Consider the following 19678-nt stretch of genomic DNA (forward strand, 5'->3'; position numbering starts at 1 on the left):
TATTGACTATGGATTGGAATTATTATTTCATATTCCCCGGCGCCACGCTGCCGCTCGCGCGTGTACCCCAAAACAACAAGGCCGACGGGAGGTTCCAATGAGCGAAGCCGTGGACGCGAAACAGGCGCCGCTCGACGTCATCACCATCGGGCGTGCTTCCGTCGACCTTTATGGCCAGCAGATCGGCTCGCGGCTGGAGGACATCACCTCGTTCGCCAAGTCGGTCGGCGGCTGCCCGGCCAACATCTCGGTCGGCACGGCCAGGCTCGGACTGCGCTCGGCGCTGCTCACCCGCGTCGGCGACGAGCAGATGGGCCGCTTCATTCGCGAACAGCTCAAGCGCGAAGGCGTCAACGTCGACGGGCTGAAGACCGACAAGGAGCGGTTGACCGCGCTGGTGCTGCTGTCGGTCGAGGACGAAGGCGTTTCGCCGATGATCTTCTACCGCTCGGACTGCGCCGACATGGCGCTGGCGCCGGAAGACATCGACGAGGCCTTCATCGCCTCGGCGCGCTCCATCGTCGTCACCGGCACGCATTTTTCCCGCCCCAACAGCGATGCCGCCCAGCGCAAGGCCATCCGCATCATCAAGGCCAAGGGCGGCAAGGTCGTGTTCGACATCGACTATCGGCCGAACCTCTGGGGTCTGGCCGGCCATGCCGAAGGGTTCGAGCGCTATGTCAAGTCGGACCGGGTCTCGGCCCAGTTGAAGACTGTACTGCCCGATTGCGACCTGATCGTCGGCACCGAGGAAGAGATCATGATTGCGTCGGGCGCCGACGACTGCCTAAGCGCATTGAAGACGATCCGCTCGCTGTCTGCGGCGACCATCGTTCTGAAACGCGGCGCCATGGGCTGCATCGTCTATGACGGGCCGATCAGCGACGATCTGGAAGACGGCATCGTCGGCAAGGGTTTTCCGATCGAGATCTACAATGTGCTGGGCGCTGGCGATGCCTTCATGTCCGGCTTCCTGCGCGGCTGGCTGGGTGGGGAAGATCATGCCACGGCGGCGACCTGGGCCAATGCGTGCGGCGCCTTTGCCGTGTCGCGGCTGCTCTGTGCGCCGGAATATCCGACCTTCGAGGAATTGCAGTTCTTCCTCAAGAACGGCAGCAAGCACCTGGCGCTGCGCAAGGACGAGGCGATCAACCATATTCATTGGGCGACCACCCGCCGGCGCGACGTTCCCTCGCTGATGGCGCTCGCCTGCGACCACCGCATCCAGCTCGAGGATGTGGCGGCGAAGGCCGGTGCCGATCCCGCACGAATCCGCGACTTCAAGGTGCTGGCGGTCAAGGCGGCGGCGAAGGTCGCTGCCGGCCGCGACGGCTATGGCATGCTGATCGACGAGAAGCATGGCCGCGAGGCGATGTTCGAATTCGCCCGCCATCCCTTCGCCTGGCTCGGGCGGCCGGTCGAATTGCCGGGCTCACGGCCGCTGCGCTTTGAATTCTCGCAGGACATCGGCTCGCAGCTTGTCGAATGGCCGGTCGACCACTGCATCAAGTGCCTGTGCTTCTATCATCCCGACGATCCGGCGGCGCTCAAGGAAGAGCAGCAGCAGAAGCTGCGCGCGCTGTTCGAGGCGGCGCGGAAAGTAGGCCGAGAACTCCTCGTCGAGATCATCGCCGGCAAGCACGGCAAGCTCGACGACACGACCATTCCGCGCGCGCTGGAGGAACTCTACGCGCTCGGCATCAAGCCGGACTGGTGGAAGCTCGAACCGCAGGCTTCGGCGGCTGCGTGGGCCAAGATCGAAGCGGTGATCCTGAAGCACGATCCGTGGTGCCGCGGCGTCGTGCTGCTCGGGCTGGAAGCGCCGCAAGACGAGCTGGAAGCGGCGTTCGCCGCCACCGCCAAGGCGCCCATCGTCAAGGGGTTTGCCGTCGGCCGCACCATCTTCGTCCACGCGGCCGAACAATGGCTGGCCGGCAAGATGTCGGATGACGAGGCGATCGCCGACATGGCGTCGCGCTTCGAACAGCTGACCGAAGCGTGGCTTGCCGCGCGCGGCCGCAAAGCAGCATAAGAAGGCGCGGCATAGGACTGCGGAGGAAAATACCATGAGCAAGACAATCCGCCTGACGATGGCGCAGGCGCTGACCCGCTTTCTCAGCAAGCAGATGACCGAGATCGACGGCAAGAAAGTCCCGATCTTCGGCGGCGTCTGGGCGATTTTCGGCCATGGCAATGTCGCCGGCATCGGCGAAGCGCTCTACCAGGTGCGCGACGAGTTGCCGACCTTCCGCGCCCACAACGAACAGGCGATGGCGCATGCGGCGATCGCCTATGCCAAGGCCAATTTCCGCCGCCGCTTCATGGCTGCGACGTCATCGATCGGCCCCGGCGCGCTCAACATGGTGACGGCGGCGGCACTGGCCCACGTCAACCGGCTGCCGGTTCTGTTTCTGCCCGGCGATGTCTTCGCCAACCGCATCCCCGATCCGGTGCTGCAGCAGGCGGAGGATTTCTCCGACGGCACGGCGACGGTCAATGACTGCTTCCGTCCGGTGTCTCGCTATTTCGACCGGATCACGCGGCCGGAGCAGATCATCCCGGCGCTGACCCGCGCGATGCAGGTGCTGACCGATCCGGCCGATTGCGGCCCGGTGACGCTGTCGCTGTGCCAGGACGTGCAGGCCGAGGCCTATGATTATCCAGAGAGCTTCTTTGCCGAGCGGGTCTGGCACCAGCGCCGGCCGCGCCCGGACCGCCATGAGCTTGCCGCCGCGGTGGCGGCGCTCAAGGGCGCAAAGAAGCCGCTGGTGATCGCCGGCGGCGGCGTCCTCTATTCCCAGGCGTCGGACGAGCTGGCGAAATTCGCGCAAGGCGCCGGCGTTCCGGTCTGCGAGACGCAAGGCGGCAAATCCTCGCTGCCGGACGATCATCCGCTGAACATGGCGGCGGTCGGCGTCACCGGCACCTCGGCCGCCAACCGGCTGGCCGAAGAAGCCGATGTCGTGCTGGCCATCGGCACGCGCCTGCAGGATTTTACCACCGGCTCGTGGGCGTTGTTCAAGAACTCCGGCAAGACCATCATCGGGCTCAACGTGCAGCCGTTCGACGCCGGCAAGCATCGGGCGCTGCCACTGGTCGCCGATGCGGCGGAGGGGCTGGCCGAGCTCGGCGCGGCGCTGAAGGGCTGGAAGGCGCCGGCAAGCTGGACCGACAATGCGGCCACCGGCAAGACGGCCTGGCAGGCCGAGGCCGCCAAGGTGACGGCGTCGACCAATGCCGCCTATCCTTCCGACGCGCAAGTGATCGGCGCCGTGCAGCGTGCGATGGGCACTGGCGTGACGCTGCTGCATGCCGCCGGTGGTCTGCCCGGCGAACTGCACAAGCTCTGGCAAGCGGGCGCGCCCGGCTCCTACCACGCCGAATACGGCTTCTCGACCATGGGCTACGAGATTGCCGGCGGGCTCGGCACCAAGATGGCGAAGCCCAACGACGAGGTCGTCGTCATGATCGGCGACGGCTCCTACCTGATGCTGAATTCCGAGATCGCCACCTCGGTGATGCTCGGCCTCAAGCTGACCATCGTGCTGCTCGACAATCGTGGCTATGGCTGCATCAACCGGCTGCAGATGGCGACCGGCGGCGCCAACTTCAACAATCTCCTGAAGGACTCGCGCCACGAGGTCCTGCCCGATATCGACTTCGCCGCACATGCGGCGAGCATGGGCGCGATCGCCGAGAAAGTGCCGTCGATCGCCGGGCTGGAAAACGCGCTGGAAAAGGCAAGGAAGAACAACCGCACGACCGTGCTGGTCATCGACACCGATCCTCTGGTTTCCACCGACGCCGGCGGCCATTGGTGGGATGTGGCGGTGCCGGAAGTGTCGACGCGAGCCCAGGTGAACGCGGCGCGCAAGGCCTATGAAGCGAAGCGGCAGATGCAAACCATCGGCGATTGATGCCAACGCTGCCTTGAATTGAAAATGACCGGGCGAACCCGGTCCGAATGGTCTGAAACCGGAGTGAAGACTTGAAAGCCAAACTGGGCATGTCCCCCATTGCGTGGTGGAACGACGATCTTGCGGAACTCAGCGACGACGTCTCGCTGGAGGAGTGTTTGCGCCAGTCGCGCTCGGCCGGTTTCACCGGCATGGAGATGGGCCGGCGCTTTCCCAATCATCCGGATGTCATGCTGCCGATCCTGAAGGCAGCCGACGTGACGCTGTGCGGCGGCTGGTTCTCTGGCACGCTGGTCGAAGGGGAGATGGCTGACAACAAGGATCGCATCCAGCCAATGATCGATCTGTTCAAGGCGGTGAACGCGCCTTGCATCGTCTATGGCGAGGTCGGCCGCTCGATCCAGGGCGACCGCTCGAAGCCGCTTGCGACCAAGCCGAAGCTGCCGGACGACGAGATGAAGGCCTATGCGAAACGCCTAACCGAATTCGGCGAATGGTGCGCCGAACAAGGCATGCCGCTTTCCTATCACCACCACATGGCCGCGGTGGTCGAGACCGAGCCGGAACTCGATGCCTTCATGAATTATTCCGGAGCCGGCATTCCGCTGCTGCTCGATGCCGGGCACCTGGCCTTTGCCGGCGGCGATGTCCTGCGCGCCATCGACAACCATCACAAGCGCATCAGCCATGTGCATGTGAAGGACGTGCGCATGGAAGTGATCGACAAGCTCGATCGCACGAAGCAGTCCTTCCTCGATGCCGTTGCGCTCGGCGCCTTCACGGTGCCGGGTGACGGCTCGCTGGATTTCGGCGCCATCGTGCAGCGGTTCGCGGACCATGGCTATGAGGGCTGGTTCGTGGTCGAGGCCGAGCAGGACCCGAAGAAGAATCCACCGCTCAGGATGGCGCAGGTTGGCCACAAGGAATTGATGCGGGTGATGACGGCGGCCGGCTATACGGTCGAGACACAGGGCTTTCCCAATGCCTAGGGCTTTCCCAATGCCCAGGGCTTTGCCAATGCCAGACGCGCCGGTTCTCGGCGACGCCGGGTTGCTGTAGGTTGGTCGGATGAAAGATTCCGAGCACCCGTTTTTCCGGCCTTTGTGGCGGCGTGTCGCCGTCGTCGCGGTCTGCGTCATCTGGTCGATCATCGAATTCGCCACCGGCACGCCGTTCTGGGGCGTGCTCGCGCTCGGCTTCGCCGGCTACGCCGTCTGGCAATTCTTCTATCTCTACAAACCGGCCGACGAGAGCAAGGCAGCGGCCGAGCCCGAACCGAAGGAGTGAACCGGATGTCGAAGCTGCTGGTGAAGGCCAACAAGGGCCATGGCCGCGTCGCCCATGTGACGCCGCAGATCGCAGGCTGGACCTATGTCGGTTTCGACCTGCATCGGCTGAAGCCTGGCGAGAGCGCCTCGGGAAAAACGGACGATCGCGAGGTCTGCCTGGTGTTCGTCACCGGCAAGGGCACGGCGTCCGCCGGCGGCAAGGACCTCGGCCTGCTCGGCGAGCGCATGTCGCCCTTCGAGGGCAAGCCGTGGTCGGTCTATATACCGGAAGGCTCCGGCTGGTCGGTAACGGCCGACACCGAACTGGAACTCGCGGTCTGCTCGGCGCCAGGTCTTGGCGGCGGTCTGCCGGTGCGCGTGATCGGACCGGACGATCTCGGCCAGGAGGTGCGCGGCAAAGGCACCAACACGCGCTACGTCACAAACATACTGCCGGAGGGCAAGCCGGCCGATTCACTGCTGGTGGTCGAGGTCATCACGCCCGGCGGCCACACGTCGAGCTACCCGCCGCACAAGCATGACCAGGACAACCTGCCGGCCGAATCCTATCTTGAGGAAACCTACTATCATCGCCTCAATCCGCCGCAGGGCTTTGCCTTCCAGCGCGTCTACACCGACGCCGACAAGAACGGCCATCGCGCACTGGACGAGGCGATGGCGATCGAGGATGGCGATGTGGTGATGGTACCCGAGGGCTATCACCCCTGCGCCGCCTGCCATGGCTATGACCTCTACTATCTCAACGTGATGGCCGGGCCGAAGCGGACGTGGAAAATCCACAACGCGCCCGAGCACGAATGGTTGATGAAGGCCTGATCGGTCATACCTTTCGGGTGAAGCTATTGGTCCAGCTTGGAAAAATCGTCGGCTAAGGACCCCGCCGGGTCGATTTGCCCTCGAAAACCCTTCAAGCTTCGTCAATCCGTCATGGAAATCACCTATGGCAGCGGAACTGACGAGGACTTCTCATGCGCTACGCCATTTATTTCACCCCCCGGAAGGACGAGCCGCTGGCGCGGATCGCCGCCAATTGGCTGGGGCGCGACCCGTTTGGGGCCGCGACAAGGCCGGTGGAGGCGGTGGCCGATCTATCGGCGGCGGAAGTCGCCTTCCACACCGCTTCGGCGCGGCGCTACGGTTTTCACGCGACGCTGAAAGCACCGTTCCGCCTGGCGGCCAACGAGACGGAGGCCTCGCTGCGCGCCGCACTCGACCATTTTGCCGAAGCGACGCCGGTGGTGGCAATCCCGCGCCTTGTCGCCAGCCAGATCGATAGCTTCTTTGCGCTGGTGCCGGAAGGACCGCTGCCTGCTCTCAACCGCTTCGCCGATGACGTCGTGCTCGGTTTCGACCGTTTTCGCGCGCCATTGACCGAGGCGGAAATCGAGCGACGCAGCCCGGATTCGCTGAAGCCGGCCGAGTTCCGCAATCTATGCCAGTGGGGCTATCCCTATGTCTTCGAGACCTTTCGCTTCCACATGACGCTGTCCGGCCGGGCGGGGCCACAGGAAAGCCCTCGTCTTCGCCTAGCAATCGACAGCCTGTTCGCCGACGTGCTGCAACAGCCGGTGCTGGTGGATGCGCTGACGCTGTTTGTCGAAACCGAACCAGGCGCACCATTCATGGTGCTCTCCCATCACGCGCTCGGGCGCCGCCCGGCCAGAAGAACTGCCTGAAGAACCCCTGCCGGAACAACCCCTGCCGGAACCAAGCAAGGACTGCCTGAAATGACCGCCGAGACTGTTCTTACCAACGCCCGCATCGTGCTTGCCGACGAGATCGTCGAGGGCTCGCTGGTGCTGCGCGACGGCTTTATCGCCGGCATCGATGCCGGCACCGGCCAAACCGGCGGGAACATGACCGGCGAGGACATGGGCGGCGACTATATCATCCCCGGGCTGGTCGAACTCCACACCGATCATCTCGAAGGCCACTACGCGCCGCGGCCGAAGGTGCGCTGGAACCCGATCGCCGCCGTGCTTGCCCACGACGCGCAGGTGGCAACCGCCGGCATCACCACCGTGCTGGATGCCTTGCGCGTCGGCATGGACGAGGACGCCGACCTGACATCGGACGACATCCGCAAGCTGACCGACGCGATCGAGGACAGTGTCCAGCAGGATCGTCTGCGGGCCGACCATTTCATCCATCTGCGCTGCGAGGTTTCGGCGCCGGACTGCCTCAAGGCCTTCGCCAATTTCGACGGCGACGAGCGCGTCAAGCTGGCATCGCTGATGGACCATGCGCCCGGCCAGCGCCAGTTCGTCAACCTCGAAACCTATGCCTACTACTACCAGCGCAAGCTGAAGCTGACCGACCGCGACTTCAAACTGTTCTGCGAAAAGCGGATGGGAGAATCGGCGCGCAATTCGGCACCGAATCGGGCGGTGATCGCCGCCGCCTGCCATGAGCGCGGCATCGTGCTGGCAAGCCATGACGACGCCACGATCGGCCATGTCAACGAGGCGATCGAACAAGGTGTGCGCGTCGCCGAGTTTCCGACCACGCAAGAAGCCGCCAGGGCCTCGAAAGCGGCCGGGCTCGGCGTCCTGATGGGTGCGCCGAACGTCATGCGCGGCGCCTCGCATTCGGGCAATGTCTCGGCCCGCACACTGGCCAGCGACGGCCTGCTCGACATCTTGTCGTCCGACTACATTCCGTTCAGCCTGATCCAGTCGGCGTTCTTCCTCGGCGACGTCGTCGAAGGCATTTCCCTGCCGCAGGCAGTCGCCATGGTCTCGAAGAACCCGGCCGAAGCGGTCGGGCTGACCGACCGCGGCATCATCGAGCAGGGCCGCCGCGCCGACCTGGTGCGCGTGCGTGTCGACGACCATGTTCCGGTCGTGCGCACGGTCTGGCGGCAGGGACGCCGGGTCGCATGATGGTGTCGGCGTTGATCGAGCGTGAATTGTCCGCCGAGACGTTTCCGATCCGCGACGGCGTCTTCGTCGCCGTTGTCGGCCCAAGCGGCGCCGGCAAGGATACGGTGATCGGCTACGCCCGCGCCCGATTTGCCGACGAGACCCGGCTGGAGTTCGTTCGCCGCGTCATCACAAGGCCGAGCGACGCCGCGAGCGAGGATCACGACACGCTGGCCGACGCTGCCTTCGTCGAAGCCGAAGCCGATGGCGCCTTCGCCATTTCCTGGGAGGCGCATGGCTTGCGCTATGGCATCCCGGCCGATGTCGACTGGTCGGTCGCCAATGGCCGTGTCGCGGTGGCGAACGTGTCGCGTGGGATCATCCCGGTCCTGCGCGAACGCTATGCCAATCTGGCCATTGTCGAGGTCACCGCCTCGCCGGAGGTGCTGGCCGAACGGCTGGCGATGCGCGGCCGCGAGTCGCGCGGCGAGGTGCTGGCGCGGCTGGCGCGCAGCGCCAATGTGACCTTGTCGGGACCAGGCGTCACCTCGATCGACAACAGCGGCCCGCGCGAGGCGGCCGGCGAGCGTTTCGCCGAAGTGCTGCGCAAGGCGATGGCCTTCTCAGACATGTCGGGCCTGATCTAGCATTTGACCCCGACGTTACTCCGCGGCCGCACCGGCGACGTTTTTGCGGGAGGCATCGACCATCAGCCGCCGTGCCCGGAACACGCCCCATTGCTGGTCGACCAGCACGCCGATGAGGATGACGCCGCCCATCACCGCGAAGTTGAGGGAGGACGGGATGCCGAGCAGATTGACGAGGTTCTGCAGTTCCTGCAGCAGCACCGTGCCCAGGATGACGCCGATCAGCGAGCCCTCGCCGCCACGCAGCGAGAAGCCGCCGAGCACCGCCGCGGCAATGGCATAGAGCTCGTAGAACTGGCCGTGGCTGGCCGGCGAGATCGAGCGCGTGTACATGGCGAAATAGATCGCCGACAACGCCGTCAGCACGCCGCAGATGACATAGGCGGCCATGACGACGCGGCCGGTGCGGATGCCGGAATATTTTGCCGCCTCCTCATTCTTGCCGATGGCATAGAGGTAGCGGCCGAACACCGAGCGGTGCAGCACCACCCACATGACGATGGCGATGACGATCAGCGCGATGAAGCTGTTCGGCACGCCCCAGGAGCGGCCGGCCGTCAGGAATTCGAGCTCGGGGAAATTCTGGCCGAAGGCGAAGCCGGCGGTGCCGTCGGCGGTGTAGAAACGGGCGACGCCGCGATAGATCAAGAGACCGCACAGCGTGACGACGAAGGGTTGCAGCTTGAGCCGCGTGATCAGCCAGCCATGCACCAGGCCGATGATGGCGCCGAGCGCGATGATCAGCACGAAGGCCAGCGGCCAGTCCAGATCGCGCACGGCGATAAAGTCGATGAATAGCGTTCCCAGCAGCGCGACCACCGAGCCGACCGACAGTTCGATGCCGCCGGTGATGATGACGAAGGCCTGGCCGATCGACAGGATGCCGAACAGGCCGATCAGGTTCGAGGTGTTGGCGAGATTGATCGGCAACAGGAAGCGTGGGTTGATGATCGCCACGATGGCACCGACCACCAGGATCAGGATCAGCAGGCCGAGATCTTTCTTGCTCATCGTCTTCTCCCAAACGCCTGCTTGAACAGGTTCTACAAAGTGTTTCCCGCGACCGGACCGCGGCGGAACAAAGCTATTTCGGCTGCTTGCCCACCGCCAGCAGCAGCACGTTTTCCTGGCTGAACTGTTCCTTGTCGAGAATGCCCGAGATCTGGCCCTCATGCATGACGGCGATGCGGTCGGATACGCTGATCACCTCCTCCATGTCGCTGGAGATCATCAGCACGGCGACGCCGGCATCGGCGAGTGCCCGCATCAGCCCGTAGATTTCCGCCTTGGCGCCGATGTCGATGCCGCGTGTCGGCTCGTCGAGGATCATCACCTTCGGGCTCATGGCGAGCCACTTGCCGAGCACGACTTTCTGCTGGTTGCCACCCGATAGCGTGCCGGTGCGCGTCTGCACCGACGGCGCCCTGATGCCGAGATTGGTCTTCTGCTTCTCGGCGGTGGCGGTCTCGGCACTTGCCGAAACCAGGGAGCGGCGCGCATGCGCCGGAAGATTGGGCAGCGAGATGTTCTGGGCGATCGACAGGTCGAGCAGGATGCCGGTCAGCTTGCGGTCCTCGGGCACGAGGAAAATGCCGTGCGCGACGGCGTCCGCCGCCGAGCCCAGCACAAGCGGCTTGCCGTCGAGTTCGAGCGCGCCGCCAAGGCTGCTGTCGATGCCGAAGAACACTCGCGCCAGTTCGGTGCGGCCGGAGCCGACAAGCCCGGCAAGGCCGAGGATTTCGCCGCGCCTGACATCGAGGTCGACCGGCCGGCCGGGATAGGCGGGGGTGCGGATGGCTTTGGCCGAGAGTGCGACGGCGCCCGGCGCCCGCGCTGCCTCGGAAGCCTTCTCGCGCTCCTTCAGCATGCGGCCGATCATCAGCTTGACCATCTGGTCGTGGTTGATGACGCTCTTCTGCAGCGTACCGGCGAGCATGCCGTCGCGCAGCACGACGACGCGGTCGGCGACACGCTCGACCTCGTGCAGCCGGTGCGAAATGAAGATGACGCTGATGCCGTCGGCCTTCAGCGCCTTGATGACGTCGAGCAGTTTGTCGGTTTCGTCGAGAGGCAGGCTCGATGTCGGCTCGTCGAGGATGACCAGCCTTGCCTTGATCGAGAGCGCCTTGGCGATCTCGACCATCTGCTGCTGGGCCAGCGACAAGGCGGAGACCGGCGTGTCGGCGGAGAAATTGGCGCCGACGCGCTTCAACAGCGGCGCCACCATGGTGCGCAGCCTGGCGCGGTCGACGAGCTTGAGCGGCCCGGCGCGCAACGGCTCGCGGCCGAAGAAGATGTTGGCGGCAACGTCGAGATTCTCGAACAGGTTGAGTTCCTGGTGGACGAAGGCGATGCCGGAACCGAGACTGGCTTCGACGGAAAGCCCATCATGCGCGATGCCGTCGACGGTGACGGTGCCGGTGTCGGGCCTGGTGACGCCGCCGAGGATCTTCATCAATGTCGATTTGCCGGCGCCATTCTCGCCGACGAGGCCGATGACCTCGCCCGGCCTGACCTCCATGGAGAAGCCATCGAGCGCGACGACGCCCGGATAGGTCTTGCGCACGTTCTCGAGGCTGAGGAACGGGATGGACGCGGTTAAGGATGTGTCGGAATAATTCATCATGCCTGACAGCAGCCGGTGGGCCGTTTTTGGTCCATCTTCAGACTGACGATCCTCACGGTGTTCGTCAATGCGAGCAGCCGGCTCAAGGCGAACTTGAGCCGGCTGAACTGCCTGTGGTCTCAGTTTCCGGACATCGCCTTCAGATTGGCGGCATAGGCGTCGACGTCATCCTTGCCGATGATCTTGGTCGGGATGATGATGAGGCCGCCCTCCGGGATGCCCGACTTGTCGCCCTTGAGATAGGCAGCCATCAGCTTCATGCCCTGATAGGCCCATTCGAAGGGCTGCTGCACGACGGTGGCGGCAACGGTGCCTTCCTTGACGCCGCCCAGCGTGATCGGATCGTCATCGAAGCCGACGACGGTGATCGAGCCTAGCTTGCCGGCGTCGCGCAGCGCTTCATAGATTCGCGGCGTGTTGTAGGAGTAGAAGCCGACCATGCATGTGACGTCGGGGCTGGCGACCAGCGCGTCCTCGACATTCTTCTTGGCGCGGGCCTGGTCGATGTCGTCGCCGCGCACGTCGATGAGTTCGATCTTGGTCCCGGCCAGCCCATCCTTCATGCCCTGGATGCGCTCCTTGGCATTGTCGGCGCCGAGCAGGCCGACGAAGCCGAGGCACTTGCCGCCATTGGGCATCGCCTTCTTGGCGATCTCGGCCGCCTGCTTGCCGGCATCGACATTGGACGAGCCGATATAGGCGACGCGCTTGGTCTGCGGGGCGTCGCTGTCGGTGGTGAACAGCGCCGTTTGCGAGGCGATCTTGTTGAGACCATCGGTGGAGGTCTTCGGATCGACCGCCGAGACCATGATGCCCTTCACGCCGGCCGTCACCAGATCGTCCATCAGCCGCTGCTGGATGGCGACCGAGGACTGCTCGGGATATTTAAGCTCCAGGGTGTAGTCCGGCAGCTCGCCTTGCGCCTTCTTGACGCCGGCTTCGGCGGCCTTCCAGAAATCGGAAGCGCCGTTGACGACAAAGGCCAGCGTCGGCTTGTCGTCGGCGCGCGCGATTGCCGTCGCCGACAGGCCGAGCAGCAGCACAGCTGTGGCTACGGATGCATTTCGTATCAAGGATTTCATGTTCAACCTCCCGTTTGGTTCAGTCGTTCGACTGACCGATCTTGCACTGACCTGATTTGCCGTTTGCAGCTTGGACGCCCTCCTCCTCAAAGGGTTCCCGACACCGAAAGAATGGCGGCGTTCCAGCCACGATCACGGACCTTAGAGACTCATCCATCGTTCGTAAATAGTCCGATTTGTCTGACATATCACATGTCCGAGACAAGCTTGCGGAGATAGGATCCGCTCGCCATCGGGCCATTCAGGCTCACTCCCTCCGCTCCCGACCCAACCGGGCCGGACGCGACGGATTGACGGTACAGCGCATCATTGTATTAGTAAACAGTATTAGTTGCGAGGCGATATTTCAGGGCATACTGCGGTTTCGGGGCATGTCGGCCGGCAATCGGCTGCGCTGGCCGTATCCAAGCCGAGCCTTGTGGTTTTTGGGTTTCGGACTGAGGTAACGGCGTTGTGGATGGACCACTAGATCACTAATAGATATAAATGGCGATGACGATTCCTATAAATCGATAATGTCAGGCCATCTTGTCGGCCTGACCGGCTGCCGCTAGACAGGCCTAGGATTGGGGATGCCATGAGCGAGACGACGGATCCGGAAGCCCTCGATACGGCGCGGCGGCGCAAGCCGCCGGCGAAGAGCGCCAGGGGTCGCGTCACCATGACCGACATCGCGAGAGCCGCCGGCTGCTCGCAGGCGACCGTTTCCTTCGTGCTCAACAATTCGCCCGGCATCAAGCTGTCGCAGCAGACGCGCGAACGGGTGATCGAGGCCGCGCGTGCGCTCGGCTATTCGCCGCCGGCCTTCTCGGCGTTGCAAAAGCCGCTTCCAGCCTTCGAAGGGCTTGACGGCGTGATCGGCTTCGCCGTCGACCAGCTCGCCACCAGCCCGGAAGCCGTGGTCGCCATCGAGGGCGCACGCCAAGCCTCGTGGAATGCCGGCAACGTGCTGCTGGTGGCGCAGACGCTAGGCGATTCCGTCATGGAGCCACGTGCCATCGCGGCTCTGACCAAGCGAGGCATTTCGGCGCTGATCTACATGACCATCTTCACCCGCGAGATCGTTGCGCCCGACTATCTCTACGGCCTCGACATTCCAGTGATCCTGCTCAACTGCTACACGGCGGACTACGCCTTCCCGGCCGTGGTGCCGAGCGAGATCGCCGGCGGCCAGAGCTCCACCCGCCATCTGATCAGTCACGGCCATCGCCGCATCGCCACCATCACCGGCGAACCCTGGATGCAGGCCGCGCAGGACCGGCTGAAGGGCTATCGCCGGGCGCTCGCCACCGCCGACATCCCGTTCGACCCGGAACTGGTGGTCGAAGGCGACTGGTCGGCAAGCGCCGGCTATGCCGCGACCGTCAAGCTGCTGGCGCTGAAGGACCGGCCGACCGCCATCTTCTGCCAGAACGACCGCACCGCGATCGGCTGCTACGAGGCGTTGAAGGAAGCCGGCCTGCACATCCCGCAGGATATTTCCGTCGTCGGCTACGACGACGAAGAAATCGCCCGCCATCTCTTTCCACCGCTGACGACCTCGATCCTGCCGCACATGGCGATGGGCCAATGGGCGATCGAACAGCTGGAGGCGCCGGCGGCTCCGGGGCGGGGGCGGTATCCCATCACCAAGCTGGAGTGCCCACTGGTGGAGCGGGAGAGCGTAAGGGTGGTGGCGCCGACATAATTCCGGTGACCTGACCCCAACCTAGTCCTATGCTGCGATTTCGTGCGATCCTCCCTTGGGTAGTGGAACGTCGCTCATGTGGCCGAACCGTCGCCTATGCGATCTGCTGAAGATCGAGCATCCGATCATCCAGGCCCCGATGGCTGGTTCGGCAACGCCAGAACTTGCCGCGGCAGTGAGCAATGCCGGCGGGTTGGGATCGCTCGGCTGCGCATCGATGCTGCCAGATGCTCTGCGCAACGTTGTCCGCCAGCTGCGCGGCTGGACGGAAAATCCGTTTAATCTCAATTTCTTCGTCTATCCGCAGCCCCACACGAGTGACACCGTCCTGGCACAGACCATCGACAGGTTGCGGCCCTACTATGAGGAGCTGTCGCTTGTCGCGCCGCCTGCGCGGCTTCCACCGATCGGGCCGGGCTTCGACGAAGCGAAGCTTGATCTCGTGCTGGAGGTGCACCCGCCTGTCGTCAGTTTCCACTTTGGCATTCCGGACCAGGCTGCGATCGCCAGACTGAAGAAGGCCGGTATCGTGATCTTGAGTTCGGCGACGACCGTTGCCGAGGCGCGCAAGCTTGCCGAGAGTGGAGCCGACGCGGTCATCGCCCAGGGATGGGAGGCGGGAGGGCACCGCGGCTCTCACGTTCCGAACGGTTCAGGTGACGGCGTGGGAACGATGGCGCTGGTTCCCCAGGTCGTGGATGCCATCGATCTTCCAATTATTGCCGCGGGAGGCATTGCCGACGGTCGAGGCATAGCGGCCGCCTTTGCCCTTGGCGCCAGCGGCGTCCAGATCGGCACTGGCTTTCTGTCCTGCGACGAGGCCGGCACCGATGCGCCGCGCCGCGCCCTGATCCGGTCTGCGACCGACATGGACACAATGGTCAGCAATGCCTTTTCCGGCCGCGCGGCGCGGATGAGGCGCACGCGCTACGTCCTCGAGATGGAAGAGCGCCGGACGCGGCTTCCGGATTTCCCGCAAATGGTCGCGCTCAGCACCCCACTCGGCGATGCCGAACGCGCAACGGGGCGTGGGGACTTCGGCTTTCACCTTTACGGGCAAGCGGCCTCATTGAACCGGGAGCTTCCGGCAGAGCAGTTGATGCGCACGCTCGTCGCCGAGACAGAAGTGATATTCGGCGCCCTCTCGGCATAATATGGCGACAGTCGCGCAGTGCTGGTCAACGGCATTCCGGTCTCGCGCGGCATACCCGAGCGCGATCACCAAGCTGGAGTGCCCTCGAGCGAAGCGTCGGTGGGTTAAAAGCGTCCGCTCGCGCGCCGGCGCCTTATCCGCCAACCATCAGCTTGACGACTTCGTCATGGTTCGTCTCCGAGATCTTGCGCTCCCCGGCCTGGACGCCGCGCCGCAGCACGACGATGCGGTCCGAAACGGCGAAGATGTCCTGCAGATTGTGCGAGATGAAGATCACGCCGCGACCTTGCGCCTTGAGCTGGTGGATGAGCGCAATGACCTTGCGCTGCTCGGGCACGCCAAGTGCGGCGGTCGGTTCGTCCATGATCAGGATCTGCGCGTCCCAGTAGACGGCCCGGCCGATGGCGACAGCCTGCCGCTGGCCGCCGGAGAAATTGCTGACCGGGGCATCGAGCCGGCTGACATGGAAGTCCAGCCGCCCCATGGTCTGCTTGGCGGCCACGGCCATGACCTTGCGGTCAAGCACCGGCAGGAAGCCGAAGGCCTTGCGCATCGGTTCACGGCCGAGGAAGATATTGGCGCCGATGGACAAATTGTCGGCCAGCGCCAGGTCCTGGTAGATGGTCTCGATGCCTTTTTCGCGCGCCTCCTGCGGTGTCGCGAAGGTCACCGGCTGCCCCCTGAGCAGGATCTCGCCGCCCGTCGGCTGAAACACCCCCGATATCGCCTTGATCAGCGTCGTCTTGCCGGCACCGTTGTCGCCCGCCAGCGCCACCACCTCGCCCGGCCGCACGACCATGGAGAAATCGTTGAGCGCCTGGACGGCACCAAAATGCTTGGAAAGGTGGCGGACTTCGAGAAGCGGTGTGGCTTGTTGCGAATTATTCATCCTGGCGAGCTCCACTGAACCGGCGCTGCGCCTGGTCGATAAGGACGGAGATGATGATGACGACGCCGACGGCGATGAACTGCCAGAACGGCTCGACATTGACGAAGACCAGCCCGTACTGGATGACCGCGATCACCAGGGCACCGGCGACCGTGCCGAAGATGGTGCCGGATCCGCCGAACAGGCTGGCGCCGCCGATCACGACGGCCGCGACGCTGTCGAGCAGCAAGGGCTCGCCGGCCTGGGCGGCACCGGCGGTGAAGCGCGCCGCATAGAGCGCGCCACCGAGGCCGGCGCACATCGCGGAAAGCACGTAGAGGCGCAGGATATGCCCCCTGATGTCGATGCCGGCGCGACGCGCCGCCTGCACGTTGGCGCCGATGGCGTAATTGTGCTGGCCGAACCGGGTCTGGCTCAGGATGTAGTGCATGACGATGACGAAGACGGCAGTGATCATGACAAGATAGGGCACGCCGTAGAACTTGCCGTTGCCGAGCAGCGCGAACCAGGAATTCTGCACCGGCACCGTGGTGCCGCCGGCCAGCAGGAAAGCAGCACCGCGCGCCACGCCGAACATGCCAAGCGTGCCGATGAAGGGCGGGATTCTGAGCCGCGAGATCAAAAGGCCGTTGATGACGCCCGGCACGCCGGCGACAAGCACGGCGGCCAGAATGCCCGCCAGCATGGCCAGCGGCAGCGGGATCGCGGCGCCCGCCATGTTGGTGGCGTGGGCGGCAATGACGGCCGCAAGGCCCATGATGAAGCCCAGCGAGAGGTCGATGCCTCCTGAAATGATGACGAATGTCTGCCCGGTCGCAAGCAGCAGCGGCGCCACGGCAAAGATCGCGATGGACTGCACGTTGAACGGGTTGAGCACGAAGGTCGCGCCGAAGGAGAGCCGCGACCAGACCTCGAAACAGATGATCAGGCCGGCGAGGAACAGCCAGGCGCGGCCTTCGGCAATGCGTCCGAGCAAGGTCCTGGCCGGATCACCATGGTCCGCCTGAGGGGCGACATGGGTTTCGCCTTGGATTGGGGATGTTGAAGTCATGAATGGTTCCGATCCGCGGCGCGGCCTCCGTCAAACAGGGTCCCGGGGTCACCCGGCGCTGGTCTCCTCCCGGCAGGCGGGAAGGAGACCAGGTCGGCTGGGCTCATTCGGAATAGAGCCCCTTGGGGCTCATTCGGAATAAAGGTACTTCGAAATGTTCGGGTCGGCGATGTTGGACTTGTCCATGATCGTGAAGCCGGTGCCGATCGCAACCGGGATCGAATGACCGGTCAGGTGGGCATAGGCCGAAACGACGCCGAAATAGCCGATCTCGGCCGGATGCTGGGCGATCGCAACGTCGACCAGGCCGGTGTTGATGTTGTCGACGATGCTGGTCGGCGCGTCGAACGCCACGACCTTGACGGTGCCGCTCTGCCCGGCCTGCTTGACGCCGTTGGCGGCACCGAGAGCGGAGAACAGGTTGGCGCCGAACACGCCGACGAGATCGGGATTGCGCGCGAACACGGCCTGCAGCTGCGAGGCTGCCTTGTTGGCGTCGTCGTCGTTGAACTGGGTCTCGAGCACGGTGATGCCCGTATGCTTGGCCATCTCCTTCTTGAAGCCTTCTTCACGCTGGTCGGTGGTCGAGATGCCAGGCTTGACGTTCGAAACGTAGACCTTGCCCTTGTCGCCAATCGCGGTGGCCAAGGCCCGTGCGGCGATCTCGCCGCCCAGAACATTATCCGACGCAATGTAGGCCAGCGGGAAATCCGCATCGCCGGCGCCGGTCTGGTAGACGCCGCTGCCGATGAAGGTGTCGACGGTGATCACCGGAATGCCGGCGTCATTGGCCTTGCGCAGCGGCTCGACCAATTGAACCTTGTCGGTCGGCGCGATCAGGATGGCGTCCGGCTTCTTGGCGATGACCGCGTCAAGCACGGGGACCTGCGTGACCGGATTGAAATCCGGGGCGCCCTGGAAAACCAGGTTCACGCCAAGGGCATCGGCCGCGGCCTGGGCGCCCTTGCGCATGGTGATGTAGAAACCATCGGTGGTCAGGCCCGGGACGAGCGCAATGGTGTACTTCTTGTCCTGCGCCTGTGCCGGCGCGATCAGCACCGTTGCGCTGATGGCGAGAGCCGCGAACGCGGCAACAATCTTCCTCATGACATCCTCCTCATGGTGTTGGCAGATTTGCCTTGCGATTGACATCGGAATGGCCGTCAACCCGTTAGGCTACGGATCGCAAATATGCTGACGGCCGGAACTCGGGTTTCGCCTGCTTGCGGTACGGGCAGCTCCTCCCAGGCGCCCCCAAAAGTCGTTGGATCAGCCGGTCGAAACCGACCGGCCTGATATCAGCAGTCCCGTTTCCTCGCCTCCGCAAGGTCAAGGGAACCGCGCTGCCCGGCGCGTATGCGGCCGGTGTACAAGGTTGTAACACTTTGCTGAAAGAAATTGCAACCGGGTATTTCCCCGGTGAAACGCTTTTCAAAATCAGACATCTGTCTGCTCTGTGGAGCTCCTCGCGGGACTATCGCCTCAACCCGCCGATGGCACAACGGGTGATTTTTCCAGCTGGCGCGCCCCACACTATCGAGGTGACAGCGCCTCGAGGATAGCCTGGGCCGTCTTGGTGTCCGTTATCAGGGCATTGATGAGCCCGGCGCGGACGGCGCCGATGATGGCCGTCGCCTTCTCCGGCGAGGCGGCAACACCGATCACCAGCGGGACGGCGCGAAGCTGGGCCGGTGACATGGCGATCATCCGGCTCTCCCCTTCCCACGCGATGAGGGTGCCGTCGGCATCGAAATAATGGCGAAGGACGTCGCCGGCCGCTTGAAACAGCGCCTGCTCGCTCAGCGTCGCCGCGCTCGCCTCGGGTGGGTTGATGGCATGCGGCAGGCCGATGCCGACGATCGCGACATCGGTCCGGTCCCAGAGTGCGACGCTGTCACGAATAGCCGCGTCGCCAAGGAAGACGTCGCGCAATTCGGTGGATGGCAGGTAGGGCGCATGGATGAAATGCGGTGTGCCGCCGAATTCCTCGGCGGCCAGCCGGACGAACTCGTTGATCTGGAAATGCGCCGCCTGCTGCTGCATGCCGCCGGTGGCGGCGACGGTCAGAACCCCGGGAATGCGCGGCAGGCCGGCGCGGATCACCTCGCGGACGGCGCGGCCCCAGCCGACGGCGACGACCGAGCCGGCGGTCAGCTCGGCTTGCCTCAGCAAGGCGCCGAGCGGTGCGCCAAGCGCCGTCAGGGCGCCGGCTGCCGGCGTCTCGATGACCGCCGCATTGCGAAGCCCGAGCCCGTCGATCAGCTGCATGGTGATCACCTCGGGCGTTGCAATATCGAGAACCTCGATCCGCACGATGCCCTCCGCCCGCGCCCGCTGCAGGAGACGCGATATGGTCGCGGTCGAGACACCGAGCCGCCGCGCGATATCGACCTGCGACATCTCCGCCTCGTAGTGCATCTTGGCGACCGTATGCAGCATCGTGCGCGATGCGGCCGCATCGTTTGCGGGAGGGGCA

The 19678-nt window shown here is 64.4% G+C and carries 17 protein-coding genes; 10 read left to right on the forward strand and 7 right to left on the reverse strand.

Going from position 1 to position 19678, the window contains the following annotated elements; all coding sequences use genetic code 11:
• The first annotated feature begins 97 nt into the window (after positions 1-97).
• The 8 genes from AC1D10_RS00575 to phnN all read left to right on the forward strand — a co-directional run bounded on the left by AC1D10_RS00575 (position 98) and on the right by phnN (position 8714).
• Positions 98-2032, forward strand: a complete 1935-nt coding sequence (locus AC1D10_RS00575) for a bifunctional 5-dehydro-2-deoxygluconokinase/5-dehydro-2-deoxyphosphogluconate aldolase (protein WP_477268154.1) — start codon at positions 98-100, stop codon at positions 2030-2032.
• A gap of 34 nt (positions 2033-2066) precedes the next feature.
• A complete protein-coding gene (iolD, locus tag AC1D10_RS00580) occupies positions 2067-3917 on the forward strand; it encodes a 3D-(3,5/4)-trihydroxycyclohexane-1,2-dione acylhydrolase (decyclizing) (RefSeq protein WP_477268157.1) in 1851 nt (616 codons plus the stop codon).
• 71 nt (positions 3918-3988) lie between these two features.
• Positions 3989-4906: a myo-inosose-2 dehydratase gene (gene iolE / locus AC1D10_RS00585; RefSeq protein ID WP_477268159.1), complete on the forward strand. Its 918-nt coding sequence runs from the start codon at positions 3989-3991 to the stop codon at positions 4904-4906.
• A 79-nt stretch (positions 4907-4985) separates the two neighbouring features.
• Positions 4986-5204 (forward strand): DUF3329 domain-containing protein, encoded by a 219-nt coding sequence (locus AC1D10_RS00590; RefSeq protein WP_477268161.1) that lies wholly within the window; start codon positions 4986-4988, stop codon positions 5202-5204.
• Positions 5205-5209: 5 nt separating this feature from the next.
• On the forward strand, positions 5210-6022 hold the full coding sequence (gene iolB / locus AC1D10_RS00595) for a 5-deoxy-glucuronate isomerase (RefSeq protein WP_477268164.1): 813 nt from the start codon (positions 5210-5212) through the stop codon (positions 6020-6022).
• 152 nt (positions 6023-6174) lie between these two features.
• The gene (locus tag AC1D10_RS00600; protein WP_477268166.1) at positions 6175-6882 is read left to right on the forward strand and encodes a DUF1045 domain-containing protein; all 708 of its coding nucleotides are present in this window, start codon (positions 6175-6177) and stop codon (positions 6880-6882) included.
• Between the two features lie 51 nt (positions 6883-6933).
• Complete coding sequence (locus AC1D10_RS00605) at positions 6934-8088, forward strand: alpha-D-ribose 1-methylphosphonate 5-triphosphate diphosphatase (protein WP_477268168.1); 1155 nt, start codon at positions 6934-6936, stop codon at positions 8086-8088.
• Complete coding sequence (gene phnN / locus AC1D10_RS00610; RefSeq protein WP_477268170.1) at positions 8085-8714, forward strand: phosphonate metabolism protein/1,5-bisphosphokinase (PRPP-forming) PhnN; 630 nt, start codon at positions 8085-8087, stop codon at positions 8712-8714. The genes AC1D10_RS00605 and phnN overlap by 4 nt, the downstream gene beginning before the upstream one ends.
• Positions 8715-8729: 15 nt before the next feature.
• On the opposite strand, the gene AC1D10_RS00615 is transcribed toward phnN, so the two are convergent.
• From AC1D10_RS00615 to AC1D10_RS00625, 3 genes are all read right to left on the reverse strand, one after another.
• Positions 8730-9725 carry an ABC transporter permease gene (locus tag AC1D10_RS00615; RefSeq protein ID WP_379104723.1) on the reverse strand — a complete coding sequence of 332 codons (996 nt, stop codon included), beginning with the start codon at positions 9723-9725 and terminating at the stop codon, positions 8730-8732.
• A 73-nt stretch (positions 9726-9798) separates the two neighbouring features.
• A complete protein-coding gene (locus AC1D10_RS00620) occupies positions 9799-11337 on the reverse strand; it encodes a sugar ABC transporter ATP-binding protein (RefSeq protein ID WP_477269786.1) in 1539 nt (512 codons plus the stop codon).
• Between the two features lie 122 nt (positions 11338-11459).
• Positions 11460-12422, reverse strand: coding sequence for a sugar-binding protein (locus AC1D10_RS00625; protein WP_477268172.1), 963 nt, complete (start codon positions 12420-12422; stop codon positions 11460-11462).
• A gap of 577 nt (positions 12423-12999) precedes the next feature.
• Here AC1D10_RS00625 and AC1D10_RS00630 point away from each other — a divergent pair.
• Positions 13000-14109, forward strand: a complete 1110-nt coding sequence (locus AC1D10_RS00630) for a LacI family DNA-binding transcriptional regulator (RefSeq protein ID WP_477268174.1) — start codon at positions 13000-13002, stop codon at positions 14107-14109.
• 76 nt (positions 14110-14185) lie between these two features.
• Positions 14186-15262, forward strand: coding sequence for an NAD(P)H-dependent flavin oxidoreductase (locus AC1D10_RS00635; RefSeq protein WP_477268176.1), 1077 nt, complete (start codon positions 14186-14188; stop codon positions 15260-15262).
• Between the two features lie 133 nt (positions 15263-15395).
• Here AC1D10_RS00635 and AC1D10_RS00640 read toward each other — a convergent pair whose 3' ends face one another.
• From AC1D10_RS00640 to AC1D10_RS00655, 4 genes are all read right to left on the reverse strand, one after another.
• On the reverse strand, positions 15396-16151 hold the full coding sequence (locus AC1D10_RS00640) for an ATP-binding cassette domain-containing protein (protein ID WP_477268178.1): 756 nt from the start codon (positions 16149-16151) through the stop codon (positions 15396-15398).
• Entirely contained in the window at positions 16144-17202 is a 1059-nt protein-coding gene (locus AC1D10_RS00645) for an ABC transporter permease subunit (protein ID WP_477268180.1), read from the reverse strand. Before AC1D10_RS00645 ends, AC1D10_RS00640 begins: the two co-directional genes overlap by 8 nt.
• Positions 17203-17331: 129 nt before the next feature.
• Entirely contained in the window at positions 17332-18309 is a 978-nt protein-coding gene (locus AC1D10_RS00650) for an ABC transporter substrate-binding protein (RefSeq protein WP_379104711.1), read from the reverse strand.
• A gap of 426 nt (positions 18310-18735) precedes the next feature.
• Positions 18736-19641: a sugar-binding transcriptional regulator gene (locus tag AC1D10_RS00655; protein ID WP_477268183.1), complete on the reverse strand. Its 906-nt coding sequence runs from the start codon at positions 19639-19641 to the stop codon at positions 18736-18738.
• Between the last annotated feature and the right edge of the window lie 37 nt (positions 19642-19678).

It is taken from the genome of Mesorhizobium sp. P2_A8 (genome assembly GCF_056404935.1).